Origin of the sequence: Dyella sp. RRB7, from assembly GCF_022761115.1 — a bacterium.
Taxonomy (GTDB): Bacteria; Pseudomonadota; Gammaproteobacteria; order Xanthomonadales; family Rhodanobacteraceae; genus Dyella.
This window is the reverse complement of the sequence record NZ_JAKWJS010000003.1, coordinates 328,535-351,010: the sequence shown is the minus strand read 5'-3', so window position 1 is coordinate 351,010 and position 22,476 is coordinate 328,535. Positions and strand designations below refer to the sequence as shown.

The window sequence follows — 22,476 nt, the reverse complement described above, 5'->3', positions numbered from 1 at the left end:
GCTGAGCCGCAGGTGAAAGACGGTCGCGCCCATGCGGCATTCCGCCCGGGCAGCCCTTGAAACCGCAAGGTTTCGCCACGATCCTTCCACGGCGGCGAAAGCCGCAATCCCTTTTCATGACTGCCAAAGAGACAGCCATGCGCCGCATCGCATTGTTCCTGCTTACCAATATCGCCGTCCTGTTCCTGCTCAGCATCGTCTGCCACCTGTTTGGCGTCGACCAGTGGGCTGCCGCCCGTGGTTACGGCGGCATGGGTGGGCTGCTGATCTATGCCGCCGTGTTCGGCATGGGCGGCGCCTTTATTTCGCTGGCCATGTCCAAGTGGACGGCCAAGATGTCCACCGGCGCCCGCGTCATCGAACAGCCGCAGAACGAAGCCGAGCGCTGGCTGGTGGATACCGTGCGCCGGCATGCCCAGGCCGCCGGCATCGGCATGCCGGAAGTGGCGATCTACGACGCGCCGGAAATGAATGCCTTTGCCACCGGCATGACCAGGAACAGCTCGCTGGTGGCGGTAAGCACCGGCCTGCTGCAGCAGATGGATCGCGAACAGGTGTCGGCCGTACTGGGCCACGAGATCGGCCACGTCGCCAACGGCGACATGGTGACCTTGACGCTGATCCAGGGCGTGGTGAATACCCTGGTGATCGTCGCCGCGCGCGTGGTTGGCCGCCTGGTCGACAGCTGGCTGTCGGGTGGTCGCGACCGTGACGGCGGTGGCGGCATCGGTTACTTCGTGTCGGTGATGGTGCTGCAGCTGGTGTTCGGCCTGTTCGCCTCGATGATCGTGATGGCCTTCTCGCGCTGGCGCGAATTCCGCGCCGATGCCGCTGGCGCCAGGCTGGCCGGTCGTGGCGCGATGATCTCCGCCCTGCAGCGCCTCCAGGTGCAGCACGGTGAGAGCACGTTGCCGCAGACCATTGCCGCGTTCGGCATCTCCGGTCACTTGGCCACCGGCTTCAAGCGCCTGTTCATGAGCCATCCGCCACTGGAAGAGCGTATCGCCGCGCTGCAGAACGCCTCGGCCAACGCCTGATTTTCACCTGCTCTCCGCTGGGGAGCGGGCATGGTGAGGGGCACCCGGCCCCTCCGCTTGTGTCTCCGACCTTTCGCCTCACCTTTGCATGAGTCTTTACGTATGACGAACGTCGCGCCCGAAACCCGCAAATTTGAAGCCGAAGTTGCCCAGGTGCTGCACCTGGTCACGCATTCGCTGTACTCGCACAAGGAAATCTTCCTGCGCGAGCTGATTTCCAACGCGTCCGACGCCTGCGACAAGCTGCGTTTCGAATCCATCGCCAAGCCGGAGCTGCTGGCCGGCGAGGGCGACCTGCATATCGACGTCAGCTGGGATCCACAGGCGCGCACCGTCACCGTGCGCGACAACGGCATCGGCATGAGCCGCGACGAAGTGGTCGCCAATATCGGCACCATCGCCAGTTCCGGCACGCGCCGCTTCCTGGAGGCGATGAGCGCCGAACAGAAGACCGATGCGCGCCTGATCGGCCAGTTCGGCGTGGGCTTCTATTCGGCCTTTGTGGTGGCCGACCGCGTCACCGTGCTGAGCCGCCGCGCCGACCTGCCCGCGGGCGAGGGCGTGAAGTGGGAAAGTGATGGCAAGGGCGAGTACAGCCTGGCGCAGCTCGACCTGCCGGAGCGTGGTACGGCGGTGATCCTGCACCTGAAGGCCGATGAGGATGAATTCCTCAAGAGCTGGGAGCTGCGTTCGCTGATCCGCAAGTACTCCGACCATGTCGCCTTCCCGATTCGCATGCCGAAGGAAAAGGACGGCAAGCCGGGTGACGAGTGGGAGACGGTCAACGATGCCTCGGCGCTGTGGGCGAAGCCGCGCAACGAGATTTCCGACGAGGACTACCAGAGCTTCTACAAGTCGCTCGGCCACGACTTCAACAATCCGCTGGCATGGACGCACAACCGCGTCGAAGGCAGCCAGAGTTTCACCACCTTGCTGTATATCCCGGAGCAGCCGCCGTTCGACCTGATGATGGGCGGGCGCGACGAGCGCAAGGGGCTCAAGCTCTACATCAAGCGCGTCTTCATCATGGATGCGGCCGAAGAGCTGTTGCCCAACTACCTGCGCTTCGTGCGCGGCGTGGTGGATGCCGACGACCTGCCGCTCAATGTGAGCCGCGAGATCCTGCAGCACAATCGTCAGCTGGAGCGTATCCGCGCCGCCTGCATCAAGCGCGTGCTCGACCTGCTGGAGAAACTGGCGCGCGATGAGCCGGAAAAGTACGCCGTCTTCTACAAGGCCTTCGGCAACACCTTGAAGGAAGGCATTGCCGAGGATGCGGCCAACCGCGAGCGCATTGCCAAGCTGCTGCGTTTCGCCTCGACCAAGGGCGACGGTGCCGCGCAGACGGTGTCGCTGGACGACTATATCGGTCGCATGGCGGTGGGCCAGGACACCATCTGGTATATCACCGCCGACAGCTACACCGCCGCTGCCGGCAGCCCGCAGCTCGAGGCGTTCAAGGCCAAGGGCACCGAAGTGCTGCTGATGTTCGACCGCATCGACGAGTGGATGATCGGCAGCCTCAACGAGTACGAGGGCAAGAAGCTCAAGAACGTCGCCAAGGGCGAGCTGCCGCTGGACGAGGCCGGCAAGAAGCATCAGGAAGAACTCAGCAAGGCCGCCGAGCCGCTGCTGAAGAAGCTCAAGGACATCCTGGGTGATCGCGTGAACGACGTGCGTGTCTCCGCACGCCTTACCGATTCGCCGTCCTGCCTGGCGCTGTCCGATTTCGAAATGGCGCCGCACCTGGCCCGGCTGTTGCGCGAAGCCGGCCACGAGATGCCCGAGAGCAAGCCGACGCTGGAGATCAATCCCGAGCATCCGCTGCTCAAGCGCGTGGAAGCGGAAAGCGACCCGGCCAAGGCCGCCGACCTGGCTAACCTGTTGCTGGATCAGGCCGAGATCGCCGCCGGTGCCCCGTTGCCGGACCCGGCTGCGTTCGTGCAGCGCCTCAATCGGCTGATCGCGGGCTGACAGCGCGCGGCCTTTTCTGTGCCCGTCATTCCGGTCTATTCCGGAATGACGGCGTTTTGCGGCCGGTGTCTCGAAAGGCCTGACTTCCAGGGCCCTGCGGGGGCGACCGCTATACTGCGGTCGTTCCTATCGTAGGGGAGTCCATGAGCGCGCTGTTGCTCCTATTCGCCTGCCTGTTGCTTGGCGCACTGGTCGCACGTTACGCGAAGCCGCCTGCGGGCATCGTCCACAGCATCAACTGGTGGGTAATCCATATCGCCTTGCCGGCACTGGTGCTGGAACTGGTGCCGCGGGTGAAGATCGACGCGCAGCTGTGGTTTCCCGTGGCGGCCATGTGGGTCACCTTCTTTGGTGCATGGCTGCTGTTCGCCGCACTGGGGACATGGCTGGGCTGGTCGCGCGAACGCATCGGCGCGCTGACCCTGGTGTGCGGGCTGGGCAATACCTCGTTCATGGGCTATCCCATGATGCAGGCGCTGCATGGCAAGGAAGGCCTGGAGCTGGCGGTGGTGGCCGACCAGCTGGGGTGTTTTCCGCTGCTGTCGTCGGCGGGCGTGGCGGTGGCGTCGCTCTACGCGGGCCGCATGCCGCAGCCGAAAGTGATCCTGCGTCGCATCCTGACCTTTCCCGCCTTCGTCTCGCTGATCGTGGGCGGCGTGGTAGGCGCGCTCGGCGGCTGGCCGGCGTGGGCGGATGGCGTGTTCACGCCGATAGGGGCCACGTTGACGCCGCTGGCGCTGTTTTCCGTGGGCCTGCAGTTCAAGTTCCATCTGGGCCAGAAGCAGCTGGCCGCGCTGGGCCTGGGGCTTGGCTGGAAGTTGATGCTGGCGCCGTTGGCATGCTGGCTGCTGGGCACCGCGGCGGGCGTCGGCGGGCTGACGCTGACGGTCGGCGTATTGCAGGCGGCGATGGCACCGATGATTTCGGCGGCCATCCTGGCCGACGAGTACACGCTGGAACCGACGCTGGCCAATACGATCCTGGGCGCCGGCATCGTGCTGTCGCTGGTCACCATTCCGCTGGGCAATCTGCTGCTCGGCGGTTGAAGCGGAGTCTTCTCATGTCATCACCACCCGCTCCAGCTACGGCGAGCGTGCGCGCCGATGTGTGGCTATGGGCCGCACGCTTCTTCAAGACCCGCAGCCTTGCCAAGCAGGCCATCGAAGGCGGCAAGGTCGAGCTCAACGATGCCCCGTGCAAGCCGGCCAAAGGCGTGCAGGTGGGGGACGTGTTGCGCGTCCGCCGCGGCGAGGAACGGATGGAAGTCGAGGTGCTGGCGATTTCCGGGCAGCGCGGTCCGGCCTCGGCGGCGCAGGCGCTTTATTGCGAGAGCGCGGCCAGCATCGCCGCCCGTGACGCGGCGAAAGCCCAACGCAAGCTGGTGGGCGCGATGGCCCCGCCGGGACGCCCGGACAAGCAGGCACGTCGGGAATTGCGACGGCTTAAGGATTCCATGTGAGTCGCCCATCGCAGAACGCATGGCGTTTCTGCGGGAGCATCACGCTCAAGGAAACGCCGCACAGGGGCGGCTTTCCAATGGCTTGATGCAGGAGAACGACAATGGCTGGCTTGGCATTCCTTAAGCGATGGCTCGGTGGCGCCGCGCAAACGCGGCCGGCGGAGGCGATGCGCAAGGCGCCCCAGGGCGCCGGCGTGCTGGTGGTCGACGACTCGGCGACGATCAGGGCGGTGCTTGGGCGCATGCTGGAGGTCGATGGCTACCAGGTGACGCGCGCGGCAGACGGCGAAAGCGCGCTTGAGCTGGCGCATAGCCAGCCACCGGCGCTGATCTTCCTGGACATCGTGCTGCCCGGCATCAATGGTTTTGCGGTATTGCGCTCGTTGCGCCACGACCCGGTCACGCGCGGCATTCCGATCGTGATGATCAGCGGCAACCAGCAGGCTACCGAGCAGTTCTACGTGCAGCGCTTCGGCGCCGACGATTTCATCCGCAAGCCGTTCGGCCAGGCCGAGGTGACGCGCAGCATCGATCGATTGGTGCGGCTGGGGCGGCTGCCGCAGCGCGAGGCCGCCAAGGTGGTGTCGCTGCCGGTGTCCGTGCCGGTGGAGACGATCCCCTCGATGCTGGCCAACGCGACGGCTGAGCCAAGCGTGCACAGCGCGTCGGAGCTGGCCGCCTGAGTTTGCACCGGAGTCCCCTCGCTCCGGCATAAAGAAGGGCGGCCATCCATCGTGGATGGCCGCCCTTCTTGCACCTGCCGCCAGGACCTAAGGTTGCGATCAGGCCGCCAGGTCGAAGCGATCGAGGTTCATCACCTTGCTCCAGGCGGCGACGAAGTCCTTGATGAATTTCTCTTGCGCGTCCGAGCTTCCATAGACTTCCGACAGGGCGCGTAGCTGGGAGTTGGAGCCGAACACCAGGTCGATGCGGGTGCCGGTCCACTTGACGGCGCCCGTTGCGCGGTCGCGTCCTTCGAACACTTCATGGGCGTCCGACGTCGGCTTCCATTCCGTGCCCATGTCGAGCAGGTTCACGAAGAAGTCGTTGGTGAGCGAACCTGGCCGCTGGGTGAAGACACCATGCTTGGAGCGGTCCGCGTTGGTATCCAGCACGCGCAGGCCACCAATGAGCACGGTCATCTCGGGCGCGGTCAGCGTCAGCAACTGTGCCTTGTCGATCAGCAGCGCTTCTGCCGGCACGCGGAACTTGGCTTTGAGGTAATTGCGGAAGCCGTCGGCCACCGGTTCGAGCACCTCGAACGAGGCCACGTCGGTCTGTTCCTGCGAGGCATCCGTGCGACCGGGTGAGAAGGGCACCGTCACGTTGTGGCCGGCGTTCTTCGCCGCCTGTTCGACGCCCGCGTTGCCCGCCAGCACGATCAGGTCGGCAAGCGAGATTTTCTTGCCGCCGGACTGGGCGCGGTTGAACTCCTGCTGGATGCCTTCCAGCGTCTTGAGCACCTTCGCCAGCTGCTCGGGCTGGTTGACCGGCCAGTCTTTCTGCGGTGCCAGGCGGATGCGCGCACCGTTGGCGCCGCCGCGCTTGTCGGAGCCGCGGAAGGTGGACGCCGACGCCCACGCGGTCGATACCAGTTGCGGTACGGTCAGGCCCGCGGCCAGTACCTTGCTCTTGAGCGCGGCGATGTCCTTGTCGTCGACCAGCGGGTGATCGACCGCGGGGACCGGGTCCTGCCAGATCAGTTCCTCGGCGGGAACCTCCGGGCCGAGATAGCGTGCGCGCGGGCCCATGTCGCGATGGGTCAGCTTGAACCAGGCGCGCGCGAAAGCGTCGGCCAATTGCTCCGGATGCGCCAGGAAGCGCCGCGAGATTTTCTCGTAGACAGGATCGACGCGCAGCGAAAGGTCGGTGGTGAGCATCGTCGGCCGCAGCTTCTTGGTGGGATCGTAAGCGTGCGGGATAGTGGCATCGGCACCTTTGGCCACCCACTGGTGCGCGCCGGCGGGACTTTTGGTCAGCTCCCATTCGTGACCGAACAGGTTTTCGAGGAAGTAATTGCTCCACTTGGTCGGCGTCTGGCTCCAGGTCACTTCCAGGCCGCTGGTGATGGTGTCGGGGCCTTTGCCGGTGCCGAAGCTGTTCTTCCAGCCCAGTCCCTGGTTTTCGAGGCCGGCGGCCTCGGGCTCCGGGCCTACGTTGTCGGCGGGGCCCGCGCCATGCGTCTTGCCGAAGGTGTGGCCACCGGCGATCAGGGCGACGGTTTCCTCGTCGTTCATGGCCATGCGACCGAAGGTCTCGCGAATGTCGTGCGCCGCGGCCACCGGGTCGGGGTTGCCGTCGGGGCCTTCCGGATTCACGTAGATCAGGCCCATCTGCACGGCCGCCAGCGGATTCTCCAGGTGGCGCCCCTGGTCGGTGCGGCTGGTTTCGCTGCCGTGCAGATCCTTGTCGGCCACGATCACGCTTTCGTCCTTGCCGTCGGGAGCCTTGCCATAGCGGATATCGCCGCCCAGCCAGGTCTTCTCATTGCCCCAATAGACGTCCTGGTCCGGTTCCCACGTATCGGGGCGTCCGCCGCCGAAGCCGAAGGTCTTGAAGCCCATCGACTCCAGCGCGACGTTGCCAGTGAGCACCAGCAGGTCGGCCCAGGAGATCTTGCTGCCGTACTTTTGCTTGATCGGCCATAGCAGGCGGCGCGCCTTGTCTAGGCTCACGTTGTCGGGCCAGCTGTTGAGCGGCGCGAAGCGCTGCTGGCCGGTGCCCGCGCCGCCGCGGCCGTCCGCGATGCGGTAGGTGCCGGCGGCATGCCAGGCCATGCGGATAAACAGCGGGCCATAGTGACCGAAGTCCGCCGGCCACCAGTCCTGCGAATCGGTCATCAGGGCGTGCAGGTCTTTCTTCAGCGCCGCCAGATCGAGGCTCTTGAACTCCTTGGCGTAGTTGAAGCCCTGGTCCATCGGATTGGACTTGGACGAATGCTGGGCCAGGAGATTGAGCTTCAGCTGATTGGGCCACCAGTCACGGTTCGACGTACCACCGCCAGCGGTGTGGTTGAACGGACACTTTGCTTCGGTTGACATGGGTTTTCTACCTTTGGCCGTTTGAATCCAACGACTCGGTCTACGTTGAAGTCCGAGCACCGTATAAAGCGCGTTCCTGCCCATCGCATCGCGCGATGCAAGCGTTTCCTGATGCATAGGTCGTATGGCGCAGGCCGCCGACCGAGGCAGGCGTTGCTCGGGTTTCTTGGCATATGCGCGGGTGCGTCGGAGGGGGAGCGAGGGTTCTGCGATGTGCGCTCATGGCGTACCCCTTGCTGGCGAGAGAGGGCTGGCGTCGGCTAGCTTCCCTTGGACTCTAGGGAGGCCAGGGCAACGATGGAATTTGATTTTTTCGATGCCAGCCATAGCCCATGCCTATGACATCGTTGGTGGGTCGAGCTATCCCGCAAAGATTGGCCTCGACTGCCGTGATGGCTGCGTGATGGCTGCTCCGCCGACATCCCGCGCCCCATTTCACGTCAGGCAAACAGGGGCGCGCCGACGATCGCGTTCTGGGTCAGGTGCGTGGAGGCAACCGTGGTCGAGTCGATTGAGGTAGGTGCGTTGGTATTCGTGGCCGATGGCGAGGACGGCATCGGCTCCGTGCGGCGCCTGTTGCCGGAGGAGAATGCCCTGCTGGTGTATATCGAGAACGCGGGCGATTTCATCATCCCGGCGCGCGGCGTACGCGCCGTGCACTCGGGCAAGGTCATGCTCGATCTGGACCATCTGCCGCGGCAGGTGCTGGAAGCGATCGGCCACGCGCGACGATCGGAATATCCGCACTGATCCGCATGTTGCAGATGGACGCGGCTCGGCTTACCGCCCGTGGGCGTTCCCGAGGGAACGCCCACGCCTGCGGATCAAGCCAGTGACTTGAGACGGTAAAGCGCCTCCAGGGCCTCGCGCGGCGACAGCGCGTCGGGATCGATGTCTTCCAGCGCGCGTTCCACCACCGAGGGCGCGGCGGCGAACAAGCCCAGTTGTGGCGATTCCTGTGCCGTTGCCTTGCTGCTCGCCGAAGAGGCCTGCTGGTACATGCCGCGCTCGAGTTCGGCCAAGGTGCGCCGCGCATCGGCAATCACCGATTTGGGCAGACCCGCCAGGGCCGCCACCTGCAGGCCGAAGCTGCGGTTGGCCGGGCCTTCCTTCACTGCGTGCATGAACACCAACTGCTCGCCGTATTCCACGGCGTCCAGATGCACGTTGGCAATCGACGGGTATTCGTTGGCCAGTTCGGTCAGCTCGAAGTAGTGCGTGGCGAACAAGGTGTACGAGCGACTGCTGGCTGCCAGGTGCACCGCGGCGGCGCGAGCCAGCGCCAAGCCATCGTAGGTGCTGGTGCCGCGACCCACTTCGTCCATCAGTACCAGGCTGTGTTCGGTGGCGTTGTGCAGGATGTTGGCCGTCTCGCTCATTTCCACCATGAAGGTGGACTGGCCGCGCGACAGGTCGTCGCCCGCGCCGATGCGGGTGAAGATGCGGTCGATCGGGCCGATCACCGCGCGCGAGGCCGGCACGTAGCTGCCGATATGCGCGAGCAGCACGATCAGCGCGTTCTGGCGCATGTAGGTGGATTTACCGCCCATGTTCGGGCCGGTGATCACCAGCATGCGGCGGTTGTCGTCCAGCACCAGGTCATTGGGCTCGAACGGTTCCTCGCGTACTTTTTCCACCACCGGGTGGCGGCCGCGCTCGATCGTGATGCCCGGCGCGTCGGACAGCTCCGGCGCGCTCCAGTCCAGCGTGGTGGCGCGCTCGGCGAGCGTGGCGATGACGTCGAGTTCGGCCATCGCCGAGGCGGCGTTCTTCAGCGGCTCCAGCCGTGCGATCAAGCTATCGAGCAACGCCTCGTACAGCGCCCGCTCGCGCATCAGCGAGCGTTCCTTGGCCGAGAGCACCTTGTCCTCGAAGGCCTTCAGTTCCTCGGTAATGTAGCGCTCGGCATTCTTGGTGGTCTGCCGGCGCGTGTAGTGCGTCGGCGCCTTGTCGGCCTGGCCCTTGCTGATCTCGATGTAATAGCCATGCACGCGGTTGTAGCCGACCTTGAGCGTGGCGATGCCGCTGGCGGCCTTCTCGCGTTCTTCCAGCTCGACCAGGTATTGGTCGGCATGAGTGGCCAGGCGGCGCAGCTCGTCGAGCTCGGCGTCATAGCCGTCGGCGATGACGCCGCCGTCCCGCTGCAGCACGGGCGGCTGCGGTACCACCGCCTGGGCGAGCAGGGCAGCGGTGTCGGCATGATCGCCGATGCGCGCCACCAGCGCGGCCAGCAATGGGCTGAGATCTTGTTGAAGAGTGCGGCCATGGATGGCCGCTTCTTGATCTTCGCGCTCAGGGAAGAGTGCACGAGCCAACCTCGGCGCGGCGGCCAGGCCATCGCGCAGGGTGGACAGGTCGCGTGGCCGCGCCGAGCGCAGCGCCACGCGGGCCAGGATGCGTTCCAGGTCACCGATGCCGCGCAGTTGCTCGCGTAGCGTTTCGTGCTGGCGGCTGTCGATCAGCGTGCCGATGGCCTGGTGGCGGGCGCGCAGCAGGTCGCGCGAGCGTAGCGGGCGATTGAGCCAGCGACGCAGCAGGCGCGCGCCCATCGGCGTCACGGTTTCGTCCAGCACACCCAGCAGGGTGTGCTCGGTGCGTCCGCTGGGATGGGTGTCCAGTTCCAGGTTGCGGCGGGTGGCGGCGTCCAGCGCGATGGTGTCGCCGGCGCTTTCCACCGCCATGCCCGACAGATGCGGCAATGCGCTCTTTTGCGTCTCCTCGACATAGCCGAGCAGACAGCCGGCGGCGGCGACGGCCAGCGGCAGCTTGTCCACGCCGAAGCCGCCGAGATCGCGCGTGCCGAAGAAGCGGATGAGTTCGCGCCGCGCCGCGTCGCTATCGAAATGCCACGGCGGACGCTTGCGCAGGCCGGGCAGGCCGCTGACGAACTTCGGCCATACCACGTCCTCGCCCACCAGGGTTTCCGCCGGCTGCAGGCGTGCCAGTTCCGAGGCCAGGGCTTCGGCGGTGGGTACCTCGCTGAGCAGGAAACGCCCGCTGCTCAGATCCACCCACGCCAGGCCGTAGGCGCCACCGGCCCCAGCTGCGATGGCCATCAGCAGGTTGTCGCGGCGTTCCTCCAGCAGCGCCGCATCGGTCACCGTACCCGGCGTGACGATGCGCACCACCTTGCGTTCCACCGGCCCCTTCGAAGTGGCGGGATCGCCGATCTGCTCGCAGATGGCCACCGACTCGCCCAGCCGCACCAGGCGCGCCAGGTAGTTCTCCACGGCGTGATACGGCACGCCCGCCATCGGAATGGGCTGGCCCGCCGACTGGCCGCGCTGGGTGAGCGTGATGTCCAGCAGGCGCGCGGCCTTGCGCGCGTCGTCGTAGAACAGCTCGTAGAAATCACCCATGCGGAAAAACAGCAGCACCTCCGGATGTTCGGCCTTGGCCGACAGGTACTGGCGCATGACGGGTGAGTGATCCTTAAGTATTTCAGTCATCTACGGCTGGCTATCTTCGGTGGGATGGAGGTTGTGCGGTCGCGTGGAAACCCGGCCGGTGTTCCGGCTTGGGGGTAAATCCCAACGTCCGCAACATTTCGTGCACGGACGTGCCCGGGACACGGGAAAGTCAAAGCCGCCACTGTAGCGACTCCGCCTGAACTTGTTGAGCATGGAGTGGCGTGCCAGGCGGGGCTGTGGGGGTTATCACCTGGCGTCATGACCATATGCGCAGAGGCCATTTGGTAGCCGGCATACCCGATAGCTATACATGACATTTATCCTCAGTGTCAGGGGCGGGACATGTCGCAGCAACGGGTTCATAGCCTGGGTAAAGGGCGTCTTGGGGTGTTGGCGTTGGCCATGGCGTTGCTGCCGGCTGCTGCAGCGGCGACCAATGGCTATTTCACCAATGGGTCGAGCGTGCAGTCCAATGGGCTGGGCGGCGCGGGCATTGCGTTTCCGGTGGATGCGCTGGCGGGGTACATCAATCCGGCCGGCATCGCCTTCGTCGGCGATCGGGTGGACGTGGGCCTGACGGTGTTCAACCCGCACCGTTCATCGACGATCAGCGGCAATCTCTATGGCGCGAACGGTGCCTATTCCGGCAATGCGGTGCGCTATTTCCTGCTGCCGGAGGCGGGCTATACGCGACGGGTGGCGGACGATCTCTACTTCGGCCTTTCCCTGACCGCCAACGGCGGCATGAACACCGGTTACCACGACAATCCTTACGCGGCGTTCGGTGGCCGGGGCGAGGCGGGCGTGAACCTGCAGCAGATCGTGTTGACGCCCACGGTGGCGTACACGATCACCCCGACCCAGTCGATCGGCATCGGCGCGAACATCGCCTGGCAGCGTTTCTATGCGGAAGGCTTGACGCCGTTCACCGCGTTTTCGCAGGCGCCGAACCAGGTGACCAATACGGGCTATTCCACTTCGGTGGGCGTGGGTGCGCGCGTGGGCTGGACGGGTCGCTTCGGCGACAACCTGTCGCTGGGCGCGACGTGGTCGTCGAAGATTCCCGGTTCGTTCCACGGCTATCAGGGTCTGTTCGCGCAGTCGGGCAGCTTCGACATCCCGCAGAATTTCGGTATCGGCGCGTCATACCGCGTGACCTCCGGGCTGACCCTGCTGGGCGATGTCCAGCGCATCCTCTACGCGCAAACGCATTCCATCGGCAATCCGCTGGCCAACCTGCTGCAGGGCAATGCGTTGGGTTCGGCCAACGGGGCGGGCTTCGGCTGGCGCGACATCAACGTGTACAAGCTGGCAGCCAGTTATGCGTATTCGCCCACGCTGACCTTGCGCGGCGGCTTCAGTCACGCGCAGCAACCGATTCCGTCCAGCCAGACGTTCTTCAATATCCTCGCGCCGGGTGTGGTGCAGAACCAGGTCAGCGTGGGCGCCACCTGGCAAACCAGTGCCCGCGGGGAATTGAGCTTCTACTACAGCCATGCGTTCGAGAAGACCGTCAACGGCGTCGATTCGATTCCGCCCCCGTTCGGTGGCGGAAACGCGGATATTTCCCTCAGCGAGAACTCGCTAGGCTTCGCTTATGCGTGGAAAATCTAGCCCTCCGATCGAATAGGCCGCTTGCCATGTCCTCGTTCACGCCTGTCAGCGCATTACTCGGCGGTTTGCTGATCGGGGGCGGCGCCAGCCTGCTCCTACTGTCGCTGGGGCGTATGGCGGGCATCAGCGGCATCGTGGGGGCGTTGCCGTTTTCGCGGCGGATCGAGCTGGCCTGGCGCGCGCTGTTCCTGTTGGGGCTGGTTGCCGGGGCGGCGCTGCTGTATCGGTTCGGTGGCCCGTTCGGCGTGCAGGCGCCGGTGAGTCGCGCGCATTTTCCGGCATGGTTGCTGATCGTCGCCGGCTTGCTGGTTGGATACGGCACGGCGATGAGCCACGGTTGTACCAGTGGGCACGGTGTCTGCGGGTTGGCCCGGCGGTCGCCGCGCTCGCTGGTGGCGACGCTGGTGTTCCTGCTCACGGGCATGTTCACGGCGAGCGTGCTTCGCCACTGGCTGGGGGGCTAGCCTTGCACACGAACAGAAGCCTGACCGGGTGGGCGCTGCTCGCCGCCTTCGCGGCGGGCCTGGTCTTCGGTGCCGGGCTGGCGCTGTCGGCGATGACGCATCCGCAGAAGGTGCTTGGCTTTCTCGACGTGGGTGCGTCCTGGGACCCCAGCCTGTTGCTGGTGCTGGGCGGAGCGACGGGCGTGGCCAGTGTCGCGTTTCCGTTCATCCTCCGGCGCAGGGCCCCGCTGCTGGCGGAGCGTTTCGACCTGCCCACGGCCACGCGCATCGACCGGCCGCTGGTCGTTGGCGCATTGCTGTTCGGCTTGGGCTGGGGCCTCAGCGGCTATTGCCCTGGGCCCGCCGTGGCGTTGCTGGCTGCCTTGCCAGGCAGCGCGCGCGAGGCCGGGCTGTTCCTGCCGGCGCTGCTGGCGGGAGCGTGGGGATACCGGTGGCGTGCCCGCCGTCAAGACCTTGGCCGGGCGGCGCGGAAGGGGTAGAACAGGCGGCTTCGCGCCGGTGCGATACCGGCCTGCCCCGCGGGAGTGCTCCATGTCGTTGTCCGTTCCCACCGATGCCGAGCTCAAGGCCCTGGCCGAGCAGGTGGCCGAGGGCGCCCTGCAGCGGCGCCTGATGGTGGTCACCGCCGAGTCGTGCACCGGCGGCTGGATCGCCAAGACGCTGACCGACTTGCCCGGCAGCTCGGCCTGGTTCGACGCCGGCGTGGTGACCTATAGCTACGGGGCCAAGGAGGCCTTGCTCGGCGTCAACCCGCGCACGCTGGAGCGTACTGGTGCGGTGAGCGAGGAAACCGCGCTGGAAATGGTTTCCGGCGCGCTCGCCCGCTTCGGTGCCGGCGTGGCGGTGGCCGTCACCGGCATCGCCGGGCCCAGCGGCGGCACCGTCGAGAAGCCCGTGGGCACGGTCTGGATCAGCTGGAAACGGCGTGGCGGCTATGCCCATGCCACGCTGTTCCACTTCGGCGGCGACCGCGAGGCGGTGCGCCGGCAAACCGTGGCGGCCGCGCTCAGCGGCGTGCTCAGGACGCTGACGGACTGAGTCGACGCACCGCCCCGGACAGGCTTGACCGGTGTGGGATACTTTCCCGTCACAGATCGCAGCCCGTGAGACTAGTCGCGGGCATCATGCCCTTCATTCACTGCCCCCCAGGATTCAAGACGATGGATGACAACAAGCGCAAGGCGCTCACTTCCGCCCTCGGCCAGATCGAGAAGCAGTTCGGCAAGGGCGCCGTCATGCGCCTGGGCGACCGCACCGACGACGCCATCGAAACGGTTTCCACCGGCTCGCTGGGCCTGGACATCGCCCTGGGCGTGGGCGGCCTGCCGCGCGGCCGCGTGGTGGAAATCTACGGCCCGGAATCCTCCGGCAAGACCACGCTGACCCTGCAGGTCATCGCCAACTGCCAGAAGAACGGCGGCACCGCGGCCTTCGTCGACGCCGAGCACGCGCTGGACCCGAGCTACGCGCAGAAGCTGGGCGTCAACGTGGACGACCTGCTGGTGTCGCAGCCGGATACTGGCGAGCAGGCGCTGGAAATCGCCGACATGCTGGTGCGTTCCGGCGCGGTGGACGTGGTGGTGGTCGACTCGGTCGCCGCGCTCACGCCCAAGGCGGAAATCGAGGGCGAGATGGGCGACTCCCACGTCGGCCTGCATGCCCGCCTGATGAGCCAGGCGCTGCGCAAGCTCACCGCCAACATCAAGAAGTCCAACTGCCTGGTGGTCTTCATCAACCAGATCCGCATGAAGATCGGCGTGATGTTCGGCAGCCCCGAAACCACCACCGGCGGCAACGCGCTGAAGTTCTACGCCTCGGTGCGCCTGGACATCCGCCGCATCGGCGCGGTGAAGAAGGGCGACGAGGTGATCGGTTCGGAAACCCGCGTCAAGGTGGTCAAGAACAAGGTGGCGCCGCCGTTCCGCCAGGCCGAGTTCGAGATCCTGTACGGCGAGGGCACCTCGCGCGAGGGCGAGATCATCGAGCTGGGCGTGGCGCAGAACCTGATCGACAAGTCCGGTGCCTGGTACAGCTACAAGGGCGACCGCATCGGCCAGGGCAAGGAGAACGTGCGCCAGTTCCTGCGCGACAACCCGGCCATCGCCAACGAGATCGACGCCGAGCTGCGCGTGCGCCTGCTGACCAACGCGGGCGGCAAGGCCGCGCCGATCTCCGAAGAAGCGATGGAAGAAATCTGAGCATGGCCGAGCGACGTCTGCGCATCCTGCTGGTGGGCGCGTCCGGCACGCTGGGGCGCGCGGTGGCGGCCGAGCTGGGCCAGCGCCATGAGGTGATCGCCGCCGGGCGCCAGTCCGGCGACGTGCGGATGGATCTCACCGACGTGGCCAGCATCCGGTCGGGGCTGGCCCAGGCCGGCGAGCTGGACGCGGTGATCAGCACCACCGGCCGCGTCACCTTCGCCCCGCTGGCGGATTTCGCCCCGGCCGCGTTCGGCGAGTCGAAGCACACGCTGGGCATCACGGACAAGCTGATGGGCCAGGTCAACCTGGCCCTCGCCGCGCGCGATCACCTGCGCGATGGCGGCTCCATCACGCTCACCACCGGCATCCTGTCCGAGCAGCCGATTGCCCAGGGCAGTTCGGCCAGCCTGGTCAACGGCGCGGTGGAGGCGTTCGTGCGGGCGGCGGCCATCGAGTTGCCGCGTGGCCTGCGCATCAACGTGGTGAGTCCGAACGTGCTGGTCGAGGCCATGGGCGACTACGCGCCGTATTTCCGCGGGTTCGAGCCGGTGACGGCGGCCCGTGCGGCGCTGGCTTTCAGCCGCAGCGTGGAAGGCTTGCAGACCGGCCAGGTCTACAAGGTGTTTTGAGCCAGCGGCGCCCATGCCATGAAGCGCCGGTCCGATGCCGGGGACGACCAGAAGCCCAAGCCCAGCGCCTATAGCAAGGCGCTGGGCCTGCTGGCGCGGCGGGAGCATTCCCGCCGCGAGCTGAAGCTCAAGCTGCGCCAGGGCGGCTACGAGGGCGAGGAGGCCGGCGCGGCTCTCGACCGCCTGGGCGAGCAGCACTACCAGGACGACGACCGCTTCGCCGAAATGCTGGTACGCAGCCGCGTGGGGCAGGGCTATGGCCCCATGCGATTGCGCGCGGAGCTCAAGAGCCACGGCTTGTCCGACGCGCGTATCCGCGAGGTGCTGGACGCCGCCGAGGTGGACTGGGCCGCCGTCGCGTCAGCCCAGCTGCGCCGACGCTATGGCGCCGGGGCCGCGCCGGACTCCGGGGAACGTGCCCGCCGGGCGCAATTCCTCTTGCGTCGGGGCTTTCCCGCCGCCACAGTACGGAATGTTACCCACGCCGACGTGGACGACGCTGCCGACGAGCCTGACTGATCGGCGGCGCGGCCTTGGCGTGGCCTTTCCTACAGGTCGTCCCCAACTGCATGAAAACCGCCGAAATCCGCTCGACTTTCCTCGACTATTTCCGTTCGAAAGACCACACCATCGTGCCGTCCAGTTCGCTGGTGCCGGCCAGCGATCCCACGCTGTTGTTCACCAACTCGGGCATGGTGCAGTTCAAGAACGTGTTCCTGGGCAGCGAGAAGCTGCCGTACACGCGCGCCGCCGACGTGCAGCGCTGCCTGCGCGCCGGCGGCAAGCACAACGACTTGGATTCGGTGGGCTACACCGCGCGTCACCACACCTTCTTCGAGATGCTGGGCAACTGGTCGTTCGGCGACTACTTCAAGCGCGAGGCCATCGCCTATGCGTGGGAGCTGCTGACCGAGGTCTTCAAGTTGCCCAAGGACAAGCTGTGGGTCACCGTCTATCACACCGATGACGAGGCCTACGATATCTGGAACCAGCAGATGGGCGTGCCGGCCGAGCGCATCGTGCGCATCGGCGACAACAAGGGCGCGCCGTTCGCGTCGGACAACTTCTGGCAGATGGCCGACACCGGCCCGTGCGGCCCGTGCACCGAGATCTTCTACGACCATGGCGCGGAGATCGCTGGTGGCCCGCCGGGCTCGCCGGACGAGGACGGCGATCGCTACATCGAGATCTGGAACCTGGTGTTCATGCAGTTCGACCGCGCGCCCGATGGCACGCTGTCGCCCCTGCCGGCGCCATGCGTGGATACCGGCATGGGCCTGGAGCGCCTGGCCGCCGTGCTGCAGCACGTGCATTCCAATTACGAGATCGATCTGTTCCAGCACCTGATCAAGGTGGCTGCCGGGCTGACCCACACCAGCGACCTGGCCAACAAGTCGCTGCGCGTGATTGCCGATCACATCCGCGCCTGCGCGTTCCTTATCGTCGATGGCGTGTTGCCGTCCAACGAAGGTCGTGGCTATGTGCTTCGCCGCATCATCCGCCGCGCCTTGCGCCACGGCTGGATGCTGGGCGTGCGCGGCGATTTCTTCTGGAAGATGGTGCAGCCGCTGGTCGAGGAGATGGGCGAGGCCTATCCGGAACTCGCCGCCAAGCAGGCTTTCGTGGAAGACGCGCTGCGCACCGAGGAGAAGCGTTTCGGCGAGACGCTGGAGAACGGCATGCGCCTGTTCGACGCCGTCGCCGCCAAGGCCCATGGCACGATCCCGGGCGTCGATGCGTTCCGCCTGTACGACACCTACGGGTTCCCGGTCGACCTGACCGCCGACATCGCGCGCGAGCGCGGCCTGACGGTGGACATGGACGGCTTCGAGCAGGCCATGAAGGAGCAGCAGGATCGCAGCCGCGAGGGTGGCCGTTTCGAGGCCAAGGGGCAGATGCCGGCGGAGCTGGCCAGCCAGCTCGCACCGACTGCGTTCCTGGGTTACGAGGCGCTGTCCGGCGCGGGCAAGGTCATCGGCATCGTGCGCGCCGGCAAGCAGTTCGAGCAGCTTGCCGAAGGCGAGGAAGGCCTGGTCATTCTGGACCGCACGCCGTTCTACGCCGAGTCCGGCGGCCAGGTCGGCGACACCGGTACGCTGACCGGCAGCGCCGGCCGCTTCGAGGTGAGCGACACGCTCAAGATGGGCGGCGTGTTCTTCGGCCATGCCGGTCGCTGGCACGGCACCCAGGCGCTGCGTGTGGGCGACACGGTCGATGCCGTGGTGGATGCCGCGCGCCGCCAGGCGATCGTGCTCAATCATTCGGCCACCCATCTGCTGCATGCCGCCTTGCGCAAGGTGCTGGGCACGCACGTCACGCAGAAGGGCTCGCTGGTGGCGCCGGAGCGTTTGCGTTTCGACTTCTCGCACTTCAAGCCGCTCAGCGCGGACGAATTGCGCGAGATCGAGACGCTGGTAAACGCCGAAGTGCGCCGCAACGCACCGGCCGAAGTGCACCAGATGGGCTACGACGCCGCCATCGAGTTCGGCGCCATGGCGCTGTTCGGCGAGAAGTACGGCGACGAAGTGCGCGTGCTCAAGATGGGCGATTTCTCCACCGAACTGTGTGGTGGCACGCATGTCGGCCGTACCGGCGATATCGGCCTGTTCAAGATCGTCAGCGAAGCGGGCGTCGCCTCCGGTGTGCGTCGTATCGAGGCGGTGACAGGGGCGGGCGCGTTGAATTACGTGGCCGATGAGGAACGTCGTCTCGGCGAATTCTCACAGCTATTGTCCGCCCACGGCGACGATGCCGTGGAGAAGCTGCGCCAGCTGTTCGACAAACAGAAGAAGCTGGAGCGCGAGCTGGAGTCGCTGCGTGCGAAGGCCGCGGGCTCGGCCACGGCCGACCTGGCGTCGACGGCCCAGCAGATCGATGGCATCAAGATCGTGGCTGCACGCCTCGAAGGCCTGGACGCCAAGGCGCTGCGCGACAGCATCGACCAGCTCAAGCAGCAGCTTGCCGATTGCGTGATCCTGCTGGCCGGCGCAGCGGACGGCCGTGTGTCGCTGGTGGCCGGCGTGCATGGCAAGGCATTGGGTCGGGTCAAGGCGGGCGATGTCGTGGCTCATGTGGCCGGACAGATCGACGGCAAGGGCGGCGGACGCCCGGACATGGCCCAGGGCGGTGGCACCGACAGTGCCGAGTTGCCTCGTATCCTGAATGGCCTGGTGGGCTGGATCGGCGAGCGGCTGGCTTCCTGAAGCCAGTCAACCATTGCCCCCGTACTCCCGTTTACGCATTGCGCTGCCCGCGGACGCTCGGCTAGTATCAAGATACTGCCGACACCGATGGTTGCGACGGTGTTGCTCGACATGGCATCTGCAGGGGATGCCTCGTCTGTCAAACCGGGAAGGCGGTAGGGCCTTCGGCGGGTAAGTTCGTCGAACTGTCCAGACGGTGAAGCTCAGGGGTGAGGTGACACCGTCTGTTGGCCTATGACCAAAGTATTCATGGAGTGGCAAACATGTTGATTCTGACCCGCAGGGTCGGTGAAACCTTGATGATCGGTGACGAGGTGACCGTCACCGTTCTCGGCGTGAAGGGCAATCAGGTGCGTATCGGCATCAATGCGCCCAAGAACGTAGCCGTGCATCGCGAAGAGATCTATCAACGGATCAAGAACGAGCACGAGCCGGATGGCAGCACTTCCGGCGAGGCTGGCGAGCACTGACAAGCAAGAAAAGCTTTACCTCGAGCATGCCGGTTTAGTATCCTTGCCGGCTCCGCAGAAATGCGGACAAAACTGGAGAGATGCCCGAGAGGCCGAAGGGGCTCCCCTGCTAAGGGAGTATAGGGTCAAAAGCCTTATCGAGGGTTCGAATCCCTCTCTCTCCGCCAGTAATGAAAAGCCCCTGTTTTTACAGGGGTTTTTTTATGCCTGGAGAAAGTGCCGCGTGGGCGCCGGCATGGACACTTCGCCATGCGATTGCCGCACCGACTGGTTCGCTCGTGTGCGTTTCTTTTTGCATCAAGGTTAGGCGGGCCATGGCGGCTGGCTCCATGGCGATGTCGATGCGATCCTAGGCGAGGGTTGCGATGGCGTCGCGCGCGGCGATCCATTCCTCGTTGGTCGGTTCCACCGCCACCGGCACGCTGCTGGATGGGGTGGAGATGATGGGCGCGTTGGCGAGATTCGCGACGGGATCCAGTTCCAGGCCGAGATAGGCCAGGTCATGGCATACGCGTTCGCGGATCGCTGCATTGTGTTCGCCCACGCCCGCCGTGAATACCAGCAGGTCCAGGCCGCCGAGCACGGCGACCAGGGCGCCGATCTCGCGCACGATGCGGCGCACGTAGAGTGCGAGAGCCAGGGTCACGCGTTCGTTGCCGCTCTCGATCGGCAGCAGCTCGCGTGGGTCGGCCGAGACGCCGGAGACGCCGAGCAGGCCGGAACGGTGGTACAGCAACTGGCCAAGCTCATGCGCGTCGAGCCGCTCGCTCTCCAGCAGATACAACACCACGCCGGGATCCAGGCTGCCGCAGCGAGTGCCCATCATCAGGCCGTCCAGCGCCGAAAAACCCATGGTGGTCGCCACGCTTTTGAGGTCGTTCATGCCGCACAGGCTGGCGCCGCTGCCCAGGTGCGCGCAGAGGGTGCGTCCGCGCGCGCGCTCGCCGTAGCGTTCGGCCAGCGCGATCGAGAGGAAGGCATAGGACAAGCCGTGGAAGCCGTAGCGGCGCACGCCGCGTTCCCAATTCTCGAACGGCAGCGGCAGTACCTTTTCCACATCGGGCAGGGTGTGGTGGAAGGCGGTATCGAAGCACGCGACTTGCGGCAGTTCCGGGCGTTCGCGCAGCAGCACCTCGATGGCCTCCAGCGCAAACGGCTGGTGCAGCGGCGCCAGCGGAATATAGCTGCGCAGGTCGGCCAGCACTTGTGCGTCGATCCGGGTCGGCAGGAAGTACTTGGCGCCGCCGTGCACCACGCGGTGCGCTACCGCGAGCAGGCGATCACCCTGCAAGCGCGCCTGGATGCGTTCGCGGATGTGGGCGAGTGCGGCATGGTAGGGATCGACTGCTTCCAGCACGAGCGGCTCGGAGGGCGCGCCACTTTCCTGGTAACTCGCCTGCGGCGAACCGATGCCTTCGACTTTGCCGCTCCACGGCGCGGTGCGCGGCAGCGGTGTGCGCGAGGCGTCGAACAGCGCGAACTTGATGCTGGACGAGCCGCAGTTGAGCACCGCTATCCAGGCGCTCACGCTATGGCCTGCCGGTGGCTGTGGGCGATCAGCGCGGCCACGGCGCAGGAGGCGATCCGCGTTTCGCCGGAGTCCGCGCGGCTGGTCAGTATGATCGGCACGCGCGCACCCATCACGATACCCGCGCTGGAAGCGCCCCCCAGGTATTCGAGTTGCTTGGCCAGCATGTTGCCGCTCTCCAGGTCGGGCACCACCAGCACGTCGGCCATGCCGGCCACGGGCGAAGTGATGCCTTTGATGCGCGCCGCCGCGGCCGAGATTGCATTGTCGAAGGCGAGCGGTCCATCCAGGGTGGCCCCGGCAATCTGGCCGCGGTCGGCCATCTTGCACAGCGCCGCGGCGTCCAGGGTGGCCTGCATGCGCACGTTTACCGTCTCTACGGCGGCGAGGATCGCCACGCGCGGGCGTTCCACGCCGATGATGCGGGCCAGCTCCACCGCGTTGCGAATGATGTCGGCCTTGGCGTCGAGGTCTGGCGCGATATTGATCGCGGCATCGGTAATGATGAACGGCCGCGGATAGGCTGGCGTATGCATCAGATAGCAATGGGAGATGCGCCGCTCGGTGCGCAGCGGCGAGCCGTGCGCGACCACGGCACCCATCAGTTCGTCGGTATGCAGGCTGCCTTTCATCAGCGCCTCCACCTTGCCGGCGCCGGCCAGTTCCACCGCGCGCGCCGCGGCGGCGTGGCTGTGCGGTACGTCTTCGATCGCCACGCCGCTCAGGTCGAACTTGTGCTGTGCCGCTAGTGCTTCCAGCCTGGCCCGAGGCGCAATCAGCACGGGCTCGATCAGGCCGGCGCGGCGCGCTTCGAATATCGCCGACAAGCTGGGTTCGTCGCAGGGGTGCACCACCGCTGTGCGCACCGCGCCGAGCGGACGCACGTAATCGAGCAGGCTCTTGCCGGCGCCATCGATCAGGCGCACTTCCGGCAAGGTGGTGCGGTTGCGCTCGATGTGTTCGGTGGGGGCGATCACCTGCGCCTCGCCTTCGATCACGGTCTTGCTGTCCTGATTGGTGCAGCGGCAGGCAAGCGTCAGCCGCTTGCTGGCCGGATCCTTGGCGGTGACCTTCACGGCCACCTGCAGCGTATCGCCGATCCGCACCGGGGCGAGAAAGCGCAGGGTCTGGCCCAGATAAATCGTGCCCGGTCCCGGCAGGCGCGTGCCCAGCACCGCGGAAATCAGCGCCGCGCCCCACATGCCATGGGCGATCACGCCATGGAAGCGGGTCGATTCAGCGAAGGCCGGATCCAGGTGTTGCGGGTTCACGTCACCGGACAGCACGGCGAACAATTGGATGTCGGCGGCGGTCAGGCTGCGTTGCAGCGCGGCCTCGTCACCCACGGCGATGTCGTCGAAAACACGGTTCCGCACCGTGCGTGGCTCATCGCCGCCAGCCGGGGCGGTGCGCGACGGTGGAATGGCGAGGTCGTTCATGCGGTAC

Annotated in this window: 19 protein-coding genes and 1 tRNA gene; 16 read left to right on the top strand and 4 right to left on the bottom strand. The window is 66.1% G+C overall.

The genetic code is table 11. The features are described 5' to 3' along the window. Positions 1 to 137: 137 nt before the first annotated feature. From htpX to MJ606_RS10545, 5 genes are all read left to right on the top strand, one after another. Entirely contained in the window at positions 138 to 1,037 is a 900-nt protein-coding gene (gene htpX / locus MJ606_RS10565; RefSeq protein WP_243049474.1) for a protease HtpX, read from the top strand. A gap of 102 nt (positions 1,038 to 1,139) precedes the next feature. Further along, entirely contained in the window at positions 1,140 to 3,011 is a 1,872-nt protein-coding gene (gene htpG / locus MJ606_RS10560; RefSeq protein WP_243049473.1) for a molecular chaperone HtpG, read from the top strand. A gap of 143 nt (positions 3,012 to 3,154) precedes the next feature. After that, on the top strand, positions 3,155 to 4,057 hold the full coding sequence (locus MJ606_RS10555) for an AEC family transporter (RefSeq protein ID WP_243049472.1): 903 nt from the start codon (positions 3,155 to 3,157) through the stop codon (positions 4,055 to 4,057). A 14-nt stretch (positions 4,058 to 4,071) separates the two neighbouring features. Next, entirely contained in the window at positions 4,072 to 4,470 is a 399-nt protein-coding gene (locus MJ606_RS10550) for an RNA-binding S4 domain-containing protein (RefSeq protein ID WP_243049471.1), read from the top strand. 101 nt (positions 4,471 to 4,571) lie between these two features. Further along, on the top strand, positions 4,572 to 5,153 hold the full coding sequence (locus tag MJ606_RS10545) for a response regulator (protein ID WP_243049470.1): 582 nt from the start codon (positions 4,572 to 4,574) through the stop codon (positions 5,151 to 5,153). Positions 5,154 to 5,252: 99 nt separating this feature from the next. On the opposite strand, the gene katG is transcribed toward MJ606_RS10545, so the two are convergent. After that, entirely contained in the window at positions 5,253 to 7,511 is a 2,259-nt protein-coding gene (katG, locus tag MJ606_RS10540; protein WP_243049469.1) for a catalase/peroxidase HPI, read from the bottom strand. Positions 7,512 to 8,009: 498 nt separating this feature from the next. Here katG and MJ606_RS10535 point away from each other — a divergent pair, with 498 nt between their 5' ends. Further along, positions 8,010 to 8,261, top strand: coding sequence for a hypothetical protein (locus tag MJ606_RS10535; protein ID WP_243049468.1), 252 nt, complete (start codon positions 8,010 to 8,012; stop codon positions 8,259 to 8,261). Positions 8,262 to 8,335: 74 nt separating this feature from the next. Here the strand turns inward: MJ606_RS10535 and mutS are convergent, their stop codons facing one another. After that, a complete protein-coding gene (mutS, locus tag MJ606_RS10530; protein WP_243049467.1) occupies positions 8,336 to 10,960 on the bottom strand; it encodes a DNA mismatch repair protein MutS in 2,625 nt (874 codons plus the stop codon). Between the two features lie 363 nt (positions 10,961 to 11,323). Between mutS and MJ606_RS10525 the strand changes: the two genes are divergently transcribed. From MJ606_RS10525 to MJ606_RS10480, 10 genes are all read left to right on the top strand, one after another. Then, the gene (locus tag MJ606_RS10525; protein WP_243049466.1) at positions 11,324 to 12,535 is read left to right on the top strand and encodes an outer membrane protein transport protein; all 1,212 of its coding nucleotides are present in this window, start codon (positions 11,324 to 11,326) and stop codon (positions 12,533 to 12,535) included. Positions 12,536 to 12,561: 26 nt separating this feature from the next. Beyond that, positions 12,562 to 12,999: a YeeE/YedE thiosulfate transporter family protein gene (locus tag MJ606_RS10520; protein WP_243049465.1), complete on the top strand. Its 438-nt coding sequence runs from the start codon at positions 12,562 to 12,564 to the stop codon at positions 12,997 to 12,999. 2 nt (positions 13,000 to 13,001) lie between these two features. Continuing rightward, a complete protein-coding gene (locus tag MJ606_RS10515) occupies positions 13,002 to 13,478 on the top strand; it encodes a DUF6691 family protein (RefSeq protein WP_243049464.1) in 477 nt (158 codons plus the stop codon). A gap of 52 nt (positions 13,479 to 13,530) precedes the next feature. After that, positions 13,531 to 14,037 (top strand): CinA family protein, encoded by a 507-nt coding sequence (locus MJ606_RS10510; protein WP_243049463.1) that lies wholly within the window; start codon positions 13,531 to 13,533, stop codon positions 14,035 to 14,037. Positions 14,038 to 14,159: 122 nt separating this feature from the next. After that, positions 14,160 to 15,197, top strand: coding sequence for a recombinase RecA (gene recA, locus MJ606_RS10505; RefSeq protein WP_243049462.1), 1,038 nt, complete (start codon positions 14,160 to 14,162; stop codon positions 15,195 to 15,197). 17 nt (positions 15,198 to 15,214) lie between these two features. Next, positions 15,215 to 15,829 carry a short chain dehydrogenase gene (locus tag MJ606_RS10500; RefSeq protein WP_243049577.1) on the top strand — a complete coding sequence of 205 codons (615 nt, stop codon included), beginning with the start codon at positions 15,215 to 15,217 and terminating at the stop codon, positions 15,827 to 15,829. Positions 15,830 to 15,847: 18 nt separating this feature from the next. Beyond that, positions 15,848 to 16,348, top strand: a complete 501-nt coding sequence (locus MJ606_RS10495) for a regulatory protein RecX (RefSeq protein WP_243049461.1) — start codon at positions 15,848 to 15,850, stop codon at positions 16,346 to 16,348. 50 nt (positions 16,349 to 16,398) lie between these two features. Then, on the top strand, positions 16,399 to 19,032 hold the full coding sequence (gene alaS, locus MJ606_RS10490; protein WP_243049460.1) for an alanine--tRNA ligase: 2,634 nt from the start codon (positions 16,399 to 16,401) through the stop codon (positions 19,030 to 19,032). 263 nt (positions 19,033 to 19,295) lie between these two features. After that, entirely contained in the window at positions 19,296 to 19,502 is a 207-nt protein-coding gene (gene csrA, locus MJ606_RS10485) for a carbon storage regulator CsrA (RefSeq protein ID WP_243049459.1), read from the top strand. Between the two features lie 74 nt (positions 19,503 to 19,576). Further along, positions 19,577 to 19,669: transfer RNA gene (locus MJ606_RS10480), tRNA-Ser, on the top strand. 182 nt (positions 19,670 to 19,851) lie between these two features. On the opposite strand, the gene MJ606_RS10475 is transcribed toward MJ606_RS10480, so the two are convergent. Both MJ606_RS10475 and MJ606_RS10470 read right to left on the bottom strand, forming a co-directional pair. Further along, the gene (locus MJ606_RS10475) at positions 19,852 to 21,030 is read right to left on the bottom strand and encodes an acetate/propionate family kinase (protein WP_243049458.1); all 1,179 of its coding nucleotides are present in this window, start codon (positions 21,028 to 21,030) and stop codon (positions 19,852 to 19,854) included. Continuing rightward, on the bottom strand, positions 21,027 to 22,469 hold the full coding sequence (locus MJ606_RS10470) for a bifunctional enoyl-CoA hydratase/phosphate acetyltransferase (RefSeq protein ID WP_243049457.1): 1,443 nt from the start codon (positions 22,467 to 22,469) through the stop codon (positions 21,027 to 21,029). Before MJ606_RS10470 ends, MJ606_RS10475 begins: the two co-directional genes overlap by 4 nt. Positions 22,470 to 22,476 lie beyond the last annotated feature (7 nt).